This window comes from Pseudomonas sp. Van50, assembly GCF_055390755.1.
Genome location: NZ_AP024343.1, coordinates 359,931 through 374,524, shown reverse-complemented (window position 1 = coordinate 374,524; position 14,594 = coordinate 359,931). Strand labels below are relative to the sequence as shown.

Annotated in this window: 13 protein-coding genes and 1 pseudogene; 11 read left to right on the top strand and 3 right to left on the bottom strand. The window is 62.8% G+C overall.

What is annotated here, in order from left to right:
* Positions 1-18: 18 nt before the first annotated feature.
* The 7 genes from rfbB (at position 19) to ACZ5M5_RS01575 (ending at position 7,154) form a co-directional block, all read left to right on the top strand.
* Positions 19-1,101, top strand: a complete 1,083-nt coding sequence (gene rfbB, locus ACZ5M5_RS01605) for a dTDP-glucose 4,6-dehydratase (protein WP_060739648.1) — start codon at positions 19-21, stop codon at positions 1,099-1,101.
* Complete coding sequence (gene rfbA, locus ACZ5M5_RS01600) at positions 1,098-1,973, top strand: glucose-1-phosphate thymidylyltransferase RfbA (RefSeq protein WP_060739649.1); 876 nt, start codon at positions 1,098-1,100, stop codon at positions 1,971-1,973. The genes rfbB and rfbA overlap by 4 nt, the downstream gene beginning before the upstream one ends.
* Positions 1,970-2,515, top strand: a complete 546-nt coding sequence (rfbC, locus tag ACZ5M5_RS01595; RefSeq protein ID WP_464738488.1) for a dTDP-4-dehydrorhamnose 3,5-epimerase — start codon at positions 1,970-1,972, stop codon at positions 2,513-2,515. Before rfbA ends, rfbC begins: the two co-directional genes overlap by 4 nt.
* Positions 2,512-3,396 (top strand): dTDP-4-dehydrorhamnose reductase, encoded by an 885-nt coding sequence (gene rfbD / locus ACZ5M5_RS01590; protein WP_060739651.1) that lies wholly within the window; start codon positions 2,512-2,514, stop codon positions 3,394-3,396. The genes rfbC and rfbD overlap by 4 nt, the downstream gene beginning before the upstream one ends.
* 68 nt (positions 3,397-3,464) lie before the next feature.
* Positions 3,465-5,273, top strand: a complete 1,809-nt coding sequence (locus ACZ5M5_RS01585) for a sensor histidine kinase (RefSeq protein ID WP_103308434.1) — start codon at positions 3,465-3,467, stop codon at positions 5,271-5,273.
* Positions 5,270-6,661: a sigma-54-dependent transcriptional regulator gene (locus ACZ5M5_RS01580; protein WP_464738487.1), complete on the top strand. Its 1,392-nt coding sequence runs from the start codon at positions 5,270-5,272 to the stop codon at positions 6,659-6,661. The genes ACZ5M5_RS01585 and ACZ5M5_RS01580 overlap by 4 nt, the downstream gene beginning before the upstream one ends.
* Before the next feature lie 37 nt (positions 6,662-6,698).
* Positions 6,699-7,154, top strand: coding sequence for a YiiD C-terminal domain-containing protein (locus ACZ5M5_RS01575; RefSeq protein WP_060739654.1), 456 nt, complete (start codon positions 6,699-6,701; stop codon positions 7,152-7,154).
* Between the two features lie 150 nt (positions 7,155-7,304).
* Here the strand turns inward: ACZ5M5_RS01575 and cysQ are convergent, their stop codons facing one another.
* Both cysQ and nudE read right to left on the bottom strand, forming a co-directional pair.
* Entirely contained in the window at positions 7,305-8,132 is an 828-nt protein-coding gene (cysQ, locus tag ACZ5M5_RS01570; RefSeq protein WP_464738486.1) for a 3'(2'),5'-bisphosphate nucleotidase CysQ, read from the bottom strand.
* A complete protein-coding gene (gene nudE, locus ACZ5M5_RS01565; protein ID WP_060739656.1) occupies positions 8,129-8,695 on the bottom strand; it encodes an ADP compounds hydrolase NudE in 567 nt (188 codons plus the stop codon). Before nudE ends, cysQ begins: the two co-directional genes overlap by 4 nt.
* An 88-nt stretch (positions 8,696-8,783) precedes the next feature.
* On the opposite strand from nudE, the gene yrfG reads away from it, so the two are divergent.
* Complete coding sequence (gene yrfG / locus ACZ5M5_RS01560; RefSeq protein ID WP_060739657.1) at positions 8,784-9,446, top strand: GMP/IMP nucleotidase; 663 nt, start codon at positions 8,784-8,786, stop codon at positions 9,444-9,446.
* Between the two features lie 111 nt (positions 9,447-9,557).
* Here yrfG and lysM read toward each other — a convergent pair whose 3' ends face one another.
* Entirely contained in the window at positions 9,558-9,998 is a 441-nt protein-coding gene (gene lysM, locus ACZ5M5_RS01555; protein ID WP_092330074.1) for a peptidoglycan-binding protein LysM, read from the bottom strand.
* 133 nt (positions 9,999-10,131) lie between these two features.
* Here lysM and ACZ5M5_RS01550 point away from each other — a divergent pair.
* The 3 genes and pseudogenes from ACZ5M5_RS01550 to ACZ5M5_RS01540 all read left to right on the top strand — a co-directional run bounded on the left by ACZ5M5_RS01550 (position 10,132) and on the right by ACZ5M5_RS01540 (position 14,296).
* Positions 10,132-11,018: pseudogene (locus ACZ5M5_RS01550) on the top strand (LysR family transcriptional regulator).
* A gap of 93 nt (positions 11,019-11,111) precedes the next feature.
* Entirely contained in the window at positions 11,112-11,951 is an 840-nt protein-coding gene (gene fdhD, locus ACZ5M5_RS01545) for a formate dehydrogenase accessory sulfurtransferase FdhD (protein ID WP_464738485.1), read from the top strand.
* Positions 11,948-14,296 carry an FdhF/YdeP family oxidoreductase gene (locus tag ACZ5M5_RS01540; RefSeq protein ID WP_464738484.1) on the top strand — a complete coding sequence of 783 codons (2,349 nt, stop codon included), beginning with the start codon at positions 11,948-11,950 and terminating at the stop codon, positions 14,294-14,296. The genes fdhD and ACZ5M5_RS01540 overlap by 4 nt, the downstream gene beginning before the upstream one ends.
* Positions 14,297-14,594 lie beyond the last annotated feature (298 nt).

Below are 14,594 nucleotides of genomic sequence, written 5' to 3'. Positions count from 1 at the left end.
GGAAAAAGGCTTAACCGGATGCGCATTCTCATCACTGGCGGTGCTGGCTTCATCGGCTCGGCGCTCATACGGCACTTGATTCTCGATACCGAGCACCAAGTCCTGAACCTCGACAAGCTGACGTACGCCGGCAATCTCGAATCGCTGAGCAGCATCGATCACGACAGCCGCTACGAATTCGTCCAGGCCGACATTGTCGATCAAGCGACCGTCAGTGCGCTGCTCGCGCGATTCAAGCCTGAGGCCATCATGCACCTGGCGGCCGAGTCCCATGTAGACCGCTCCATCGATGGCCCGGCAGACTTCATCCAGACCAACATCGTCGGCACCTACAGCCTGCTGGAAGCCACCCGCGCTTATTGGCAGGCCCTGGCCGAGCCGCAGAAACGCGCGTTTCGCTTCCACCACATCTCCACCGACGAAGTGTATGGCGACTTGCACGGCGTGGATGACCTGTTCACCGAAACCACCGCCTATGCCCCAAGTTCACCGTATTCGGCGAGCAAGGCGGCGTCCGACCACCTGGTCCGCGCCTGGCAACGCACCTACGGCTTGCCCGTGCTGTTGACCAACTGCTCGAACAACTACGGGCCGTTTCACTTCCCCGAGAAGTTGATTCCCCTGGTGATTCTCAATGCGTTGGCCGGTAAACCGCTGCCGGTCTACGGCAACGGCCAGCAAGTGCGCGACTGGCTGTTCGTCGAAGACCATGCCCGGGCACTGCTCAAGGTCGTCACCCAGGGCGCGGTCGGCGAGACGTACAACATTGGCGGGCACAACGAGCAGAAAAACATCGACGTGGTGCGCAGCATCTGCGCGCTGCTCGAAGAATTGGCGCCACGCAAACCCGAAGGCGTCGAGCACTATGCCGACCTGATCAGCTTCGTCCAGGATCGCCCCGGCCACGACCTGCGCTACGCCATCGACGCCAGCAAGATCGAACGGGAACTGGGCTGGACACCTCGGGAAACCTTCGAGACCGGGCTGCGCAAGACCGTGCAGTGGTACCTCGAGAACCTGCTGTGGTGCCAACGTGTCCAGGACGGCAGTTATCAAGGCGAGCGCCTGGGCTCGCTCGACAACAAGGATGCAATTGCATGATGAAAGGCATTGTCCTGGCCGGCGGTTCCGGCACCCGCCTGCACCCGATTACCCTCGGGGTGTCCAAGCAGCTCTTGCCGATTTATGACAAACCGATGATTTATTACCCGATCTCGGTGCTGATGCTCGCGGGCATCAAAGACATCCTGATCATTTCCACCCCTCAGGATCTGCCGCAATACCGCAACCTGTTGGGCGACGGCCAGCAGTTTGGCGTGCACTTCAGCTATGCCGAGCAGCCATCGCCCGATGGCTTGGCCCAGGCGTTCCTGATCGGCGAACAGTTCATTGGCAGCGACTCGGTGTGCCTGATCCTGGGCGACAACATTTTCCACGGTCAGTATTTCGGCGAGCAATTGCAGACGGCTATCAACCGGCCAAGTGGCGCGACGGTGTTCGGCTACTGGGTCAAGGACCCCGAGCGATTTGGCGTGATCGACTTCGACTCGGAAGGGCGGGCGATGTCCATCGAAGAAAAACCCACTGCGCCTAAATCCAGCTACGCGGTGACCGGCCTGTACTTCTACGACAACGACGTGATCGAGATCGCCAAGGCCATCAAGCCATCCAAACGCGGCGAACTGGAAATCACCGACGTCAACAACGCCTACCTGCAGCGCGGCGACCTGCACGTCGAGCGCTTCGGCCGCGGTTTCGCCTGGCTGGACACCGGCACCCACGACAGCCTGCTGGAAGCCTCGCAGTACGTGCAGACCATCGAACATCGCCAAGGCCTGAAAGTGGCGTGCCTGGAAGAAATTGCCTACCAGCAAGGTTGGGTCAGCCGCGAGCACATCCTTGAGCGCGCCCAGTATTTCGGCAAGACCGGCTACGGCCAGTACCTGTTCAAGATCGCCGGAGAAACACGTTGAACGTCATCGCCACCCGTCTGCCGGATGTCCTGATCATCGAACCGAAAGTCTTTGGTGACGATCGGGGTTTTTTCTACGAAAGCTTCAATGCCCGGGCGTTTGCCGAGGCGACCGGCTGCACCCTGCCGTTCGTCCAGGACAACCACTCACGCTCCACCCGGGGTGTGTTGCGGGGCCTGCACTATCAGATCGAACAGGCCCAGGGGAAACTCGTACGCGTCACTGCCGGGGAGGTGCTGGATATCGCGGTGGACATTCGTCGCAGCTCGCCGACCTTCGGCCAATGGGCAAGCGTTCGCCTGTCGGCGCAGAACCATCGGCAGCTGTGGGTGCCACCAGGGTTTGCCCACGGCTTTGTCGTACTGAGCGAATCGGCAGACTTTCTCTACAAGACCACCGATTACTACTCCCCCTCGGCTGAGCGCTGCATTCGCTGGGACGATCCGCAACTGGCCATCGATTGGGCGCTGGAAGGCGCGCCGATCCTCTCGGCCAAGGACCAGAACGGCAAGGCCTTGCACGAGGCAGACCTGTTCCCATGAATTCCAACCTGCGCATCCTGATCATCGGCCGCAATGGCCAGGTTTCCCAGGCACTCCAGTCGCGCCTGAGCGGCATGGGCGAGTTGCTGGTACGCGGCAGCGACCAGCTCGATCTGGCGCAACCGGACACCCTGCACGCGCCCATCGAGGCCCTGAGGCCCGACCTGATCATCAATGCCGCCGCTCACACGGCCGTCGACCAGGCCGAGAGCGAACCGGAACGGGCGTTTGCCATCAATGCCACGGCACCGGGCATCCTGGCCCAAGCAGCGCTCGCCCTGGGCATCCCGTTGATTCACTACTCCACCGACTACGTCTTCGATGGCCTCAAGCCCGCCCCCTACACCGAGGACGACACGCCCAACCCGCTGAGTGTCTACGGGCGCAGCAAACTGGCTGGCGAACATGCCATCGGCCAGGCAGGCGGCCAGCACCTGATCCTGCGCACCAGTTGGGTGTACTCCACCGAGGGACGCAATTTCCTGCTGACCATGCAACGCCTGTTGCAGGAAAAACCGCAGCTGCGGGTGGTGGCCGATCAGATTGGCGCACCGACCTGGGCGGGCACCATTGCCGACAGCACCGCCCAACTGATCGAACGCTGGCAGGCCGGTCAACCCGGAGCCTGGGGCACCTATCACCTGACGGCCCGGGGCGAGACGTCCTGGTTCGGTTTCGCCCAGGCCATCGGCGAAAACCTGCTGGAGCGACACAAGCCATGTGCACTGCTGGAGCCCATTGCGTCCAGCGCTTACCCGACGCCGGCCCCTCGACCGCTGAACTCGCGCCTGGACTGCAGCCGCCTGCTCAAGGAGTGGTCGGTGAGCCAACCCGACTGGCGAGACGCGTTGCAGCAGTGTCTTGCCGGACAAGCCTGGTAAGGCCTTACAAATAGTATTTGCGGGGCAACTAGGCATAATACGCCTGTCACCACAGGCGCCCGATGCTCATGAATTCCACCCTTCCCCGCAGACCCCGTTGGCGCAGCCTGGCCTTGCTCGCGCTGTGCCTGGCGCCGTTGCTGTGGCCGTTGGAGCATCTGGCCGAACGTTATTACCGCAGTGAACTGGCTGGGCAGAACCGCCAGACCCTGGACCTTTACGTCGCCAACCTGTTGGGCACGTTGCACCGCTATGAGGTGCTGCCACAGATTCTCGGCGACCTGCCGGCCCTGCGCGCCGCCTTGTCGGCCCCGGACGACGGCGTGACCCAAGGCAACGCCAACCGGCTGCTGAAAAACATCAGCGCCCAGACCGGCGCGGAAGTCATGTACCTGATGGACCCCACCGGCAAGACCCTGGCGGCGTCGAACTGGGACAAACACGACAGTTTCGTCGGACGCAACTTCGCCTTCCGTCCGTACTTCATCGAAGCCATGGCCGGGCGCCTGGGGCGCTTCTTCGGCCTGGGCACCACCTCGGCCAAGCGTGGTTACTTCTTCGCCGCTGCCGTGCGCGACCGCGAGAAAGTCATCGGCGTGCTGGTGGTCAAGGTTGACCTGGACCATACCGAAAGCCTGTGGGGCAAGACCCCGGAACAGTTGCTGGTAACCGACCACAATGGCGTGGTCATCCTCACGTCGCGCCAGGAATGGCGGTTTCGCGCGACCCGGCCGTTGGGTGACGACGAGCGCAAGGCCATCAGCGCGGTACAGCCTTATCCGACCCGCGACCCCAAGCCGCTGAACCTGGATGCCAACGCCTGGCTGACCCAGACCCAAGCCATCGAAGAAACCGGCTGGAGCGTGAGCATTCTCGCCCCGCGCACGTTGATCGACCGTCCTGTGCGCACCGTGGTCGCCATCGGCGGCGCGGCATTGCTGGTCTTGATGCTGTTGCTCGGCTTGATGATGCAACGCCGGCGCCATTATCTGGATCGGATCGCCTTCGAAGCCAAGGCCCGCCACCAGTTGGAAGGGCGGGTGGCCGAACGGACCAGCGACCTGGAAGGGCTGAACCGACGTTTGAAGCAGGAAGTGCTGGAGCGCGAGCAAGCCCAGCAGGAGTTGGTCCGTGCCCAGGATGACCTGGTGCAAGCCGGCAAGCTGTCGGCCCTGGGCACCATGTCGGCGAGCATCAGCCACGAACTCAACCAGCCGCTGGCGGCGATTCGCAGCTACGCGGAAAACGCCGAGATATTGCTCGACCACCAACGCACCGAGGATGCCCGCGGCAACCTCAAGCTGATCAGCGAACTGACCGGGCGCATGGCCTCGATCATTGCCCACTTGCGCGCCTTTGCCCGCCGCGACCGTCATGCCCCGGAAAGCGTCGCCCTGCAACCGGCGCTGGACGACGCCCTGGCGCTGCTCGCCAAACGCCGGCGCAGCATGGAAGTGGAACTGATCCGCGACTTGCCGGCCGCCACGCTGTGGGTCGAGGCCGGCGAAACCCGCCTGCGCCAGGTACTCGGCAACCTGCTGGCCAACGCCCTCGATGCGCTCACCGAGAAAGGCCCGCCGCGCAAACTCTGGCTCAGCGCCCAGGCCACTGACACCGGCGTCAACCTGTACATCCGCGATAACGGCCCGGGGTTTTGCATGGAAGCCCTGGGCCGCGCCGGCGAGCCCTTCTACACCACCAAGACGCGCACCCAGGGCCTTGGCCTGGGGCTGGCGATCTGCGACACCCTGATGCGCGCCTTCGGCGGCGAACTGTCGTTCGCCAACCACAAGGAAGGCGGCGCCCTGATCACCCTGAAGCTGCGCGCCGGCGCACCCGGGGTGAGCCTGCAACCGTCCGAGGACCGAAGTGTATGACCATCGATAACCGGATTGAGGTGGTGCTGATCGATGACGATCCCCATCTGCGTCAGGCCTTGAGCCAGACCCTCGACCTGGCCGGCCTGAAAATCCTGCCCCTGGCCGAAGCCAAGGGCGTGGCCGGGCAACTGCCCCGTGACTGGCCGGGGGTGGTGGTCAGTGATATTCGCATGCCGGGCATGGATGGCCTCGAACTGCTGGGCGAACTCCACGCCCAGGACCCGGAACTGCCGGTGCTGCTGATCACCGGCCACGGCGACGTGCCGCTGGCGGTGCAGGCGATGCGCGCCGGGGCCTACGACTTCCTGGAAAAACCTTTTGCCAGCGATCATCTGCTCGACAGCGTACGCCGCGCCCTGGCCTTGCGTCGCCTGGTGCTGGACAACCGCAGCCTGCGCCTGGCCCTGAGCGACCGCCACGAACTCAGCGCCCGCCTGGTCGGCCAATCGACTCCGATGCTGCGCCTGCGCGAGCAGATCGGGGCTCTGGCCGCCACCCGCGCCGACGTGCTGATCCTCGGTGAAACCGGTGCCGGCAAGGAAGTGGTCGCCCGTGCCTTGCACGACCTCTCGAGCCGACGCAATGGCCCCTTCGTGGCGATCAACGCCGGGGCCCTGGCCGAGTCGGTGGTGGAAAGCGAGCTGTTCGGCCACGAGCCCGGTGCGTTTACCGGCGCGCAGAAACGCCGTATCGGCAAGTTCGAATTCGCCAACGGTGGCACGCTGTTTCTGGATGAAATCGAAAGCATGAGCCTGGATGTCCAGGTCAAGCTGCTGCGCCTGCTGCAAGAGCGTATGGTGGAACGACTGGGGGGCAATCAACAGATCCCGCTGGATATCCGCGTCATCGCCGCGACCAAGGAAGACCTGCGCCAGGCCGCCGACCAGGGACGTTTCCGCGCCGACCTGTATTACCGCCTGAACGTCGCGCCGCTGCGCATACCACCGTTGCGCGAACGGGGCGAGGATGCGCTCATGCTATTCCAGCACTTCGCCAACGAAGCCAGTGCTCGCCATGGCCTGCCACCCCACGAATTGCAGCCGGCGCAACGGGCGTTGCTGCTGCGCCACAGCTGGCCGGGCAATGTCCGGGAACTGCAGAACGCCGCCGAGCGCTTTGCCCTGGGACTGGAACTGGCCCTGGATAACAGCGTGCCAGACGGCAACCCCGGCGCACCGGTGGAACTGGTCAGTGGCGGCTTGAGCGAGCAGGTGGAAAACTTCGAGAAAACCCTGATCGCCGCCGAACTGGCGCGTCCCCACAGCTCGGTGCGCAGCCTGGCCGAAGCCCTGGGCATCCCCCGCAAGACCCTGCACGACAAGTTGCGCAAGCATGGCCTGACCTTCGGCGACAGCAGCCAGGGTTCGGCCGATGATTCCGATTGAAATATCGTCATTTCCCCGTCAAGCAAGAGGCCCCGCAATGAACCGCGACAGCCGTTACCTGGAATCGATCCTGCACCACGACATCCCCTTGACCCGGGACATGGGCCTCAAGGTGCTCGATTGGCAGGCTCGACAACTGCGCCTGTCCTTGCCGCTGGCGGCCAACGTCAACCACAAGAGCACCATGTTCGGTGGCAGCCTGTATTGCGGTGCCGTACTGGGTGGCTGGGGCTGGCTGCACCTGGCCCTGCGCGAGGAAGGCATCGAAGACGGGCATATCGTGATTCAGGAAGGGCAGATCAGCTATCCGCTGCCAGTGACCCGCGATGCGACTGTCGTCTGCGATGCGCCCGAGGAAAAGCTGTGGAAACGCTTCCTGGCCACGTATCGGCGCTATGGCCGGGCGCGGCTGGCGTTGCAGACACAGGTGATGAACGTGGGAAGCGATGAAATCGCGGTGCAATTCGAGGGGCAATACGTGTTGCACCGCTGAAACACCGCCGGCCCCTGTGGCGAGGTATCGCTGTGTGGGAGCAAGGCTTGCCCGCGATGGAGGCGCTGCGGTCTTTCAGAAATCGAGGCGCCTGTATCGCGGGCAAGCTTTGCTCCCACAATCCCCTCGCCACAAGGGATCGAGCCAGACTTAAGCGCGAGCCAGCTCCAACAGCTTCCCACGCCACGCCGCTTTGGCCGGCAACGCCAGGAATGACGTATTCAACAGCGACTCCCGCGGTGGATAACAGAACGGTTCGCCGCTCAAATCCAACACCTCGCCACCCGCGCCTTCCAGCACACCCTGGGCGGCGGCGGTGTCCCACTGGGAGGTCGGCGCCAGCCGGGGATAACAATCCGCAGCGCCTTCGGCCACCAGGCAGAACTTCAACGAACTGCCAATGCTGGTCAGTTGCAGCTCGCCCAGGCTCCCGCTCAAGCCCTCCAGCAGGCGTTCCTGCTCCGGGCTGGTGTGCCGGCGACTGGCGACCACGGTGAACGCTTCGCCCGGCGCCAATACATCACGAACCGCGATAGGCAAAGGCACACCGCCCTTGTCGCCACGCCAGGCACCCAACCCGGCGCCGCCGACGTAAAAGCGTCCATTGGTCGGCATCGACACCACACCGAACACCACACGGCCCTGTTCCACCAAGGCGATATTGACGGTGAACTCCTCGCTGCCGGAGATGAACTCCTTGGTGCCATCCAACGGGTCCACCAGCCACCAGCGTTGCCAGCCGGCACGCACGCCTTGGGCAATATCGGCGTCCTCTTCGGAGAGGATCGGAATATCCGGGGCCAGCGCCGTCAATCCGGCCACGATCACATCATGAGCCGCCATGTCCGCGGCAGTCACCGGCGACTCGTCGGCCTTGTGGTTGACCTGCACGTTGGCGCGCCAGAACGGCAGGATCGCTTCACCGGCCTGGAGCGCCAGCTCGACTACGGGAGCCATCAACGGATGAGGGAAAGTCATGACAGGAACGCTCCACGCTGGGCCAGCAGGTCACGGGCCAGGTACAGCGCCGCCAAGGCCCGGCCCTCGGTAAATTGCGGGTTCTGCGCCAAGGCCGAGAGCTCACGCAGGTTGACCTTGTCCACCCCCATCGGCTCGGGTTCGTCGCCCTCCAGGCGTTCTTCATACAGATCGGTGGCCAGCACCACCTGGATCTTCTGGCTCATGTAGCCAGGGGACAGCGACAACTCGGTCAGGTGTTCCAACTGTCGTGCACCGAAGCCGGCTTCTTCCTTGAGCTCCCGCTCGGCCGCCGCCAGCACGTCTTCCCCTGGCTCGATCAAGCCCTTGGGCAGGGACAGTTCGTAGGCATCGGTGCCACCGCAATACTCTTCCACCAGCACCGCATGGTCGGCGTCGAGCATCGCCACGATCATCACCGCGCCGTAGCCCGCACCGTTACTCGCCAGACGTTCATAGGTACGCTCCACACCGTTGGAAAACCGCAATTTCAGTTCTTCCACACAGAACAGGCGGCTGGTAGCGACGATCCGGCGATCGAGTATGGTGGGTTTCTGGCGCATAAACGGCTCCCTGGGCGATAGCGGGCTACTATACCCGGCCTATTCTGATTGTTTGTGTCGGATATCCGATTACCGCTGGAGAAGTTTTATGGCCTTGCTGCCCTGGCATGAGATCGATACGGTTCTACTGGACATGGACGGCACCCTGCTGGACCTGCATTACGACAACCATTTCTGGCTCGAACACCTGCCCCAGCGCTACGCCGAACTGCATGGCGTGAGCCGGGCGATGGCCGAGATGGAACTGCAACCCCTGTTCGAGCGCAACGCCGGCCAGTTGCAGTGGTATTGCCTGGATTTCTGGAGCACTGAACTGAAGTTGCCGGTGCGCGAGCTGAAGCTGGAAACCGCCCACCTGATCGCCTTGCGCCCGGACGCCGATACGTTCCTGGCGGCCATCCAGCGGGCCGGCAAACGCGTGGTAATGATCACCAATGCCCACCGCGATTCGTTGTCCTTGAAGCTGGAACGCATCGAACTGGCCCCCTACTTCGAACGCTTGATCAGTTCCCACGACTACGGCTTCCCCAAGGAAAACCCGCAATTCTGGGACGCACTGCAAGCCGACCTGAATTTCGACCCGGCCCGCAGCCTGTTCATCGACGACACCCTGCCGGTGCTGCGCAGCGCCCGGGATTTCGGCGTGGCGCACCTGTTGGCGGTCAGCGAGCCGGACAGTCGCAAGGGACCGAAGAATACGGGGGAGTTCGAGGCGTTGGGGGATTATCGGGACTTGATTGCCGGGCTTTGAACCGCGCCGTATTCATCGCGAGCAAGCTCGCTCCCACATTGGTTTCGCGGCGAACCAGGAAACCCTGTGGGAGCGAGCTTGCTCGCGATGAAGACAACACAGGCCTGCAAGTTACTCGGGAATACGCAGCACCTGCCCCGGGTAGATCTTGTCCGGGTGCGACAGCATCGGCTTGTTGGCCTCGAAGATCTTGTTGTACTTGTTCGCGTCGCCGTATTCGGCCTTGGAAATGGCGCTGAGGGTGTCGCCTTTCTTCACCGTCACGAAACGCGCCGCCTTGGCCACCGGGCCCGTCACGGTGATCTGGTCGTCGACACTGCCGACGCCGGCGATGTTGCCCACCGCCAACAGGATCTTTTCCTTCTCTTCCTGGCTCGCGACTTCACCGGTCACGATGACTTTGTCGCCCTCGACGGTCGCCTGCACGTTCGGATTGCCCAGGCCGACCTTTTCAATGTGCTCTTTCAGTTGCTCGCTGGCATTGGCATTGCCGGGGGTCAGCAGGTCGATCAGCTTTTCACCGGCTTCCTTCACAAAGCTAAAAATACTCATGGCACACGCTCCTTGATTTAAATGTCCAGACGCAAAGACTAGACCAGGCGAGACGAACCCGGTTCCCAGCCGACCAATGACCCCGCCACGCGCAAGCGCTAGAATCCGGATCTTCCCGCGCCCTGGAGCGAAGATGGACATCAAGCAGCTGAAATTTCTCATCGCGCTGGACGAAACCCGTCACTTCGGCCAGGCCGCCGCACGCTGCCATATCACCCAGCCGACCCTGTCGATGCGCCTGCGCAGCCTTGAAGAAGAACTCGACCTGCCGCTGGTCAACCGCGGCCAGCGCTTTGAAGGTTTCACCGCGCCGGGAGAACGGGTGCTGGCCTGGGCGCGCACGGTGCTGGCGGCCTATGACGGGCTGCAGGCCGAAGCGGCGGCTTGTCGGGGCAACCTGGTGGGTACGCTGCGCCTGGGCGTGGTGCCGTTGTCGGACTTCGACCCGCTGGCGATGATGCAGCGCTTGCACACCGAGCACCCCAGCCTGCGTTTCGAATTGTCGTCCCTGAGCTCCGAACGCATCCTCGAACAGTTGGCGAACAACCGCATCGACCTGGGCGTTTCCTACCTGGAGCGCCTGGACAACGAACGTTTCGAGGCCCTGCCCTTCAGCCCCACCCGCATGGGCCTGCTTTACGACCAGCGTTATTTCTTTTTCGGTGAACAACCGCTGAGTTGGGAAGCCCTGATCGAACTGCCCCTGGGGATGCTCACCAGCGGCATGCATTTTCGTCAGTCCATCGACCACAACTTTCACAGCCGGGGCCTGACCCCACAACCGCTGTTGCAAACCGACGCGGTGCACCAATTGTTACAAGCTGTGCACGGCGGGCTGTGTTGCGCGGTGATGCCCCTGGACAGCGGCCTGGACGTCCTGACCGAGGACTTGCGCATCCAACCCATTGAAAACGCCCAGACGCTAGTCCCGCTGGGCCTGATCATGCGGCGCGGTGCCCCCGCTCGGCGTTGGCAGAGGCCTGTTTTGCCCTCTACCAGAAATCAGCGACGACTTCTTGATCGACGTCATCTATTGGAAGATCAGTAATAGCGATTAGACGTGGCAGATTGCCGCATTTAGTCTTAACACTATTCCTACTTTCAGTGATGCCCATGAACGACAAGCCTCCGGTCAGTCCAGCGCCAGCGATGGAAACATCCACGCCGGTCGCCAGCCAGAGCTATCGCTACTGCAATCTGGACCACTCTCAATCGGACAGCACCGCGCTGGCCGAGGAAGTGGCGCTGGCGATTGCCTATAACGGCATCAGCCAGGCAGTCATGCTGGTCACCCCCACCGACCTGGAAGACTTCATCGTCGGTTTCAGCCTCGGCAGCGGCATCATCGAAGATTCATCGGACATCTATGACCTGCAACTGAGCGGCACGGGTGCCGCGCACTATGCCCAGGTGACCATCGCCAACCGCGCCTTCTGGAACCTCAAGCAGCAACGCCGGCAGCTGGCGGGCACCAGTGGCTGCGGATTGTGCGGCGTGGAAGCGGTGGAACAGGCCTTGCCAAACCTCAAGGTGCTGCCCGGCGCCCCCCTGCCCGCGGCGCAATGGCTCGATGGCCTGCGTGACCGTATCAGCCAGTTCCAGCCTCTGGGCCAACATTGCGGCGCGGTCCATGCGGCGTTGTTCATGAACGCCCAGGGTGAATTGCTGCTGGGCCGCGAAGACATTGGCCGGCACAACGCCCTCGACAAGCTGATCGGCGCATTGATCCGGCAACAGATTCCGGTGGCCGGTGGCATGGCGATCGTCACCAGCCGTTGCAGCCTCGAACTGATCCAGAAAGTACTGCGCGCCGGCATCCAGACCCTGGTCAGCCTGTCGTCGCCCACGGGCCTCGCCGTGCAGTGGGCCCGCCAACACAATCTCAACCTCATCCACCTGCCGCAAAAAAGTGCGCCGCGGGTCTACAGCCCTGCGATGGAGAAACAAGCGTGAGCAATCATCAACAAGCCGACCAGAAACCCGTACCGCGCTACAAGCCCTACAAGGGCCCGGCCGGTGGTTGGGGTGCGCTGATCAGTGTCGCTCAGGCCTGGTTGACCAGCGACAACGCGCTGAAAAACATCCGCATGATGCTCAAGACCAACCAGAATGGCGGTTTTGACTGCCCTGGCTGCGCCTGGGGCGACTCTCCCGAAAGCGGTATGGTCAAGTTCTGCGAGAACGGCGCCAAGGCCGTGAACTGGGAAGCCACCAAGCGCCGCGTCGACGGTGCATTTTTCGCCAAGCACAGCGTGACCTCGCTGCTGGAGCAGAGCGACTACTGGCTCGAATACCAGGGTCGTCTGACCGAGCCAATGCGCTACGACGCCGAAACCGACCGCTACAAGCCCATCAGTTGGGAAGCGGCGTTCGCCCTGATCGGCAAGCACCTGCAAGGGCTATCCAGCCCCAACCAGGCCGAGTTCTATACGTCGGGCCGGGCCAGCAACGAAGCGGCCTACCTGTATCAACTGTTCGTGCGCGCCTACGGCACCAACAACTTCCCCGACTGCTCGAACATGTGCCACGAAGCCAGCGGCGTAGCGCTGGCCCAGAGCGTGGGCGTGGGCAAGGGCACGGTGACGTTCGATGACTTCGAGCACGCCGACGCGATTTTCGTCTGGGGCCAGAACCCTGGCACCAATCACCCACGGATGCTCGAACCACTGCGCGAGGCGGTGAAACGTGGTGCCCAGGTGGTGTGCATCAACCCGCTCAAGGAGCGGGGCCTGGAGCGCTTCCAGCACCCGCAGAGCCCGATCGAAATGCTCACCAACGGCAACAAGCCGACCAACACCGCGTATTTCCGCCCGGCCCTGGGTGGCGACATGGCGATCTTGCGCGGCATGGCCAAGTTCCTGCTGCAATGGGAGCGTGAGGCGCAGAACAGTGGCACGGCGTCGGTCTTCGACCATGCATTCATCAATGAACACAGCACCAACGTACTGGATTACCTGGCGGCGGTCGACGATACGCCGTGGGAACAGATCGTCGAGCAGTCGGGCTTGACCCTGGTCGAAATCGAGCAGGCGGCGCGCATGTACGCCACCAGCAAGAACGTGGTCATGTGCTGGGCGATGGGCATCACCCAGCACCGTCACTCGGTGGCGACCATCCAGGAAATCGCCAACGTGATGATGTTGCGCGGCAACATTGGCCGGCCAGGCGCAGGCTTGTGCCCGGTCCGCGGCCACAGCAACGTGCAGGGCGACCGGACCATGGGCATCAACGAGCGTCCGCCGGTGGCATTCCTCGACGCCCTGGAGCGGCGCTTCCAGTTCAAGGTACCGCGGGAAAACGGCCACAACGTGGTCGAGGCGATCCACGCCATGGCCGACGGCCAGGCGAAGGTGTTCATCGCCCTGGGCGGCAACTTCGCCCAAGCCACGCCGGACAGCCATCGGACCTTCCAGGCCCTGGCCAATTGCGAGCTGACGGTGCAGATCAGCACCAAGCTCAACCGCAGCCACCTGGCTCACGGCAAGGACGCGTTGATCCTGCCGTGCCTGGGCCGCACCGACATCGATTTGCAGACCGAAGGCGCGCAAGCGGTGACCGTGGAAGACTCCTTCAGCATGGTGCATGCCTCATTCGGCCAGTTGCAGCCGCTGTCGAACCAGATGCGCTCCGAACCGTGGATCATCGCCGGCATTGCCGCCGCCACGCTGGGTAGCCGTCCGGTGGACTGGAATTGGCTGGTGGCCGACTACAGTCGCATCCGCGACCTGATCGCCGATACCATACCCGGCTTCAAGGACTTCAACGAAAAGCTGAAAAACCCTGGTGGATTCTATCTGGGCAACAGCGCTGGTGCGCGTCGCTGGAACACCCCGTCGGGCCGCGCCAACTTCAAGCCCAACCGGTTGCCGAGCGACCTGGTGCATGAACGTACCCGCGCCACCGGCCAGTTGCCCGACCTGATCATGCAGTCCATGCGCTCCCACGATCAGTACAACACCACCATCTATGGCCTCGATGACCGCTATCGCGGCGTCAAGGGCCAGCGTGACGTGCTGTTCGCCAACGAAGCGGACATCATTCGCCTGGGCTTCAAGCCAGGGCAGAAAGCCGACATCGTCTCGCTCTGGGATGACGGTCGCGAACGTCGGGTCAAGGGTTTTACCCTGCTGGCGTTCGACATTCCGGCCGGGCAGGCTGCGGCCTACTACCCTGAAGTGAACCCGCTGGTGCCGCTGGAAAGCACGGGCGACGGCAGCCACACGCCGACGTCGAAATTCGTCGCGATCCGCCTGGAAGCGGCGAGCGAGAATGGACTGATCCTGGCCAAGTCGGCCTGACACAGTTCATTGGCGAGGCGATTGGATTGTGTGGGAGCAAGGCTTGCCCGCGATGAAAGCGATGCGGTCTTACAGGAATAGGGACGCTGTGTCGCGAGCAAGCTTTGCTCCCACACAGCTCGCTCCCATGATCGTACTTTTCGAGCGCCCACAAAAAAGGCCGTTTTCCCTAGAAAACGGCCTGTCCGAAGTAGCTAAAGACCGGCCAATTCGCGTTAAGTTCCGACCGTAAAACAATAACTTAGAGAATTGTGCACAAGTCGTGTTACTCGTCGGATTTCGATTGTAAGCAAGCGAA

What these genes read in the sequence shown, in the direction of transcription:
- rfbB (WP_060739648.1), top strand. Translation starts at nt 19, where the DNA reads ATGCGCATTCTCATCACTGGCGGTGCTGGCTTCATCGGCTCGGCGCTC.
- rfbA (WP_060739649.1), top strand. Translation starts at nt 1,098, where the DNA reads ATGATGAAAGGCATTGTCCTGGCCGGCGGTTCCGGCACCCGCCTGCAC.
- rfbD (WP_060739651.1), top strand. Translation starts at nt 2,512, where the DNA reads ATGAATTCCAACCTGCGCATCCTGATCATCGGCCGCAATGGCCAGGTT.
- ACZ5M5_RS01585 (WP_103308434.1), top strand. Translation starts at nt 3,465, where the DNA reads ATGAATTCCACCCTTCCCCGCAGACCCCGTTGGCGCAGCCTGGCCTTG.
- ACZ5M5_RS01580 (WP_464738487.1), top strand. Translation starts at nt 5,270, where the DNA reads ATGACCATCGATAACCGGATTGAGGTGGTGCTGATCGATGACGATCCC.
- ACZ5M5_RS01575 (WP_060739654.1), top strand. Translation starts at nt 6,699, where the DNA reads ATGAACCGCGACAGCCGTTACCTGGAATCGATCCTGCACCACGACATC.
- cysQ (WP_464738486.1), bottom strand. Translation starts at nt 8,132, where the DNA reads ATGACTTTCCCTCATCCGTTGATGGCTCCCGTAGTCGAGCTGGCGCTC.
- nudE (WP_060739656.1), bottom strand. Translation starts at nt 8,695, where the DNA reads ATGCGCCAGAAACCCACCATACTCGATCGCCGGATCGTCGCTACCAGC.
- yrfG (WP_060739657.1), top strand. Translation starts at nt 8,784, where the DNA reads ATGGCCTTGCTGCCCTGGCATGAGATCGATACGGTTCTACTGGACATG.
- lysM (WP_092330074.1), bottom strand. Translation starts at nt 9,998, where the DNA reads ATGAGTATTTTTAGCTTTGTGAAGGAAGCCGGTGAAAAGCTGATCGAC.
- fdhD (WP_464738485.1), top strand. Translation starts at nt 11,112, where the DNA reads ATGAACGACAAGCCTCCGGTCAGTCCAGCGCCAGCGATGGAAACATCC.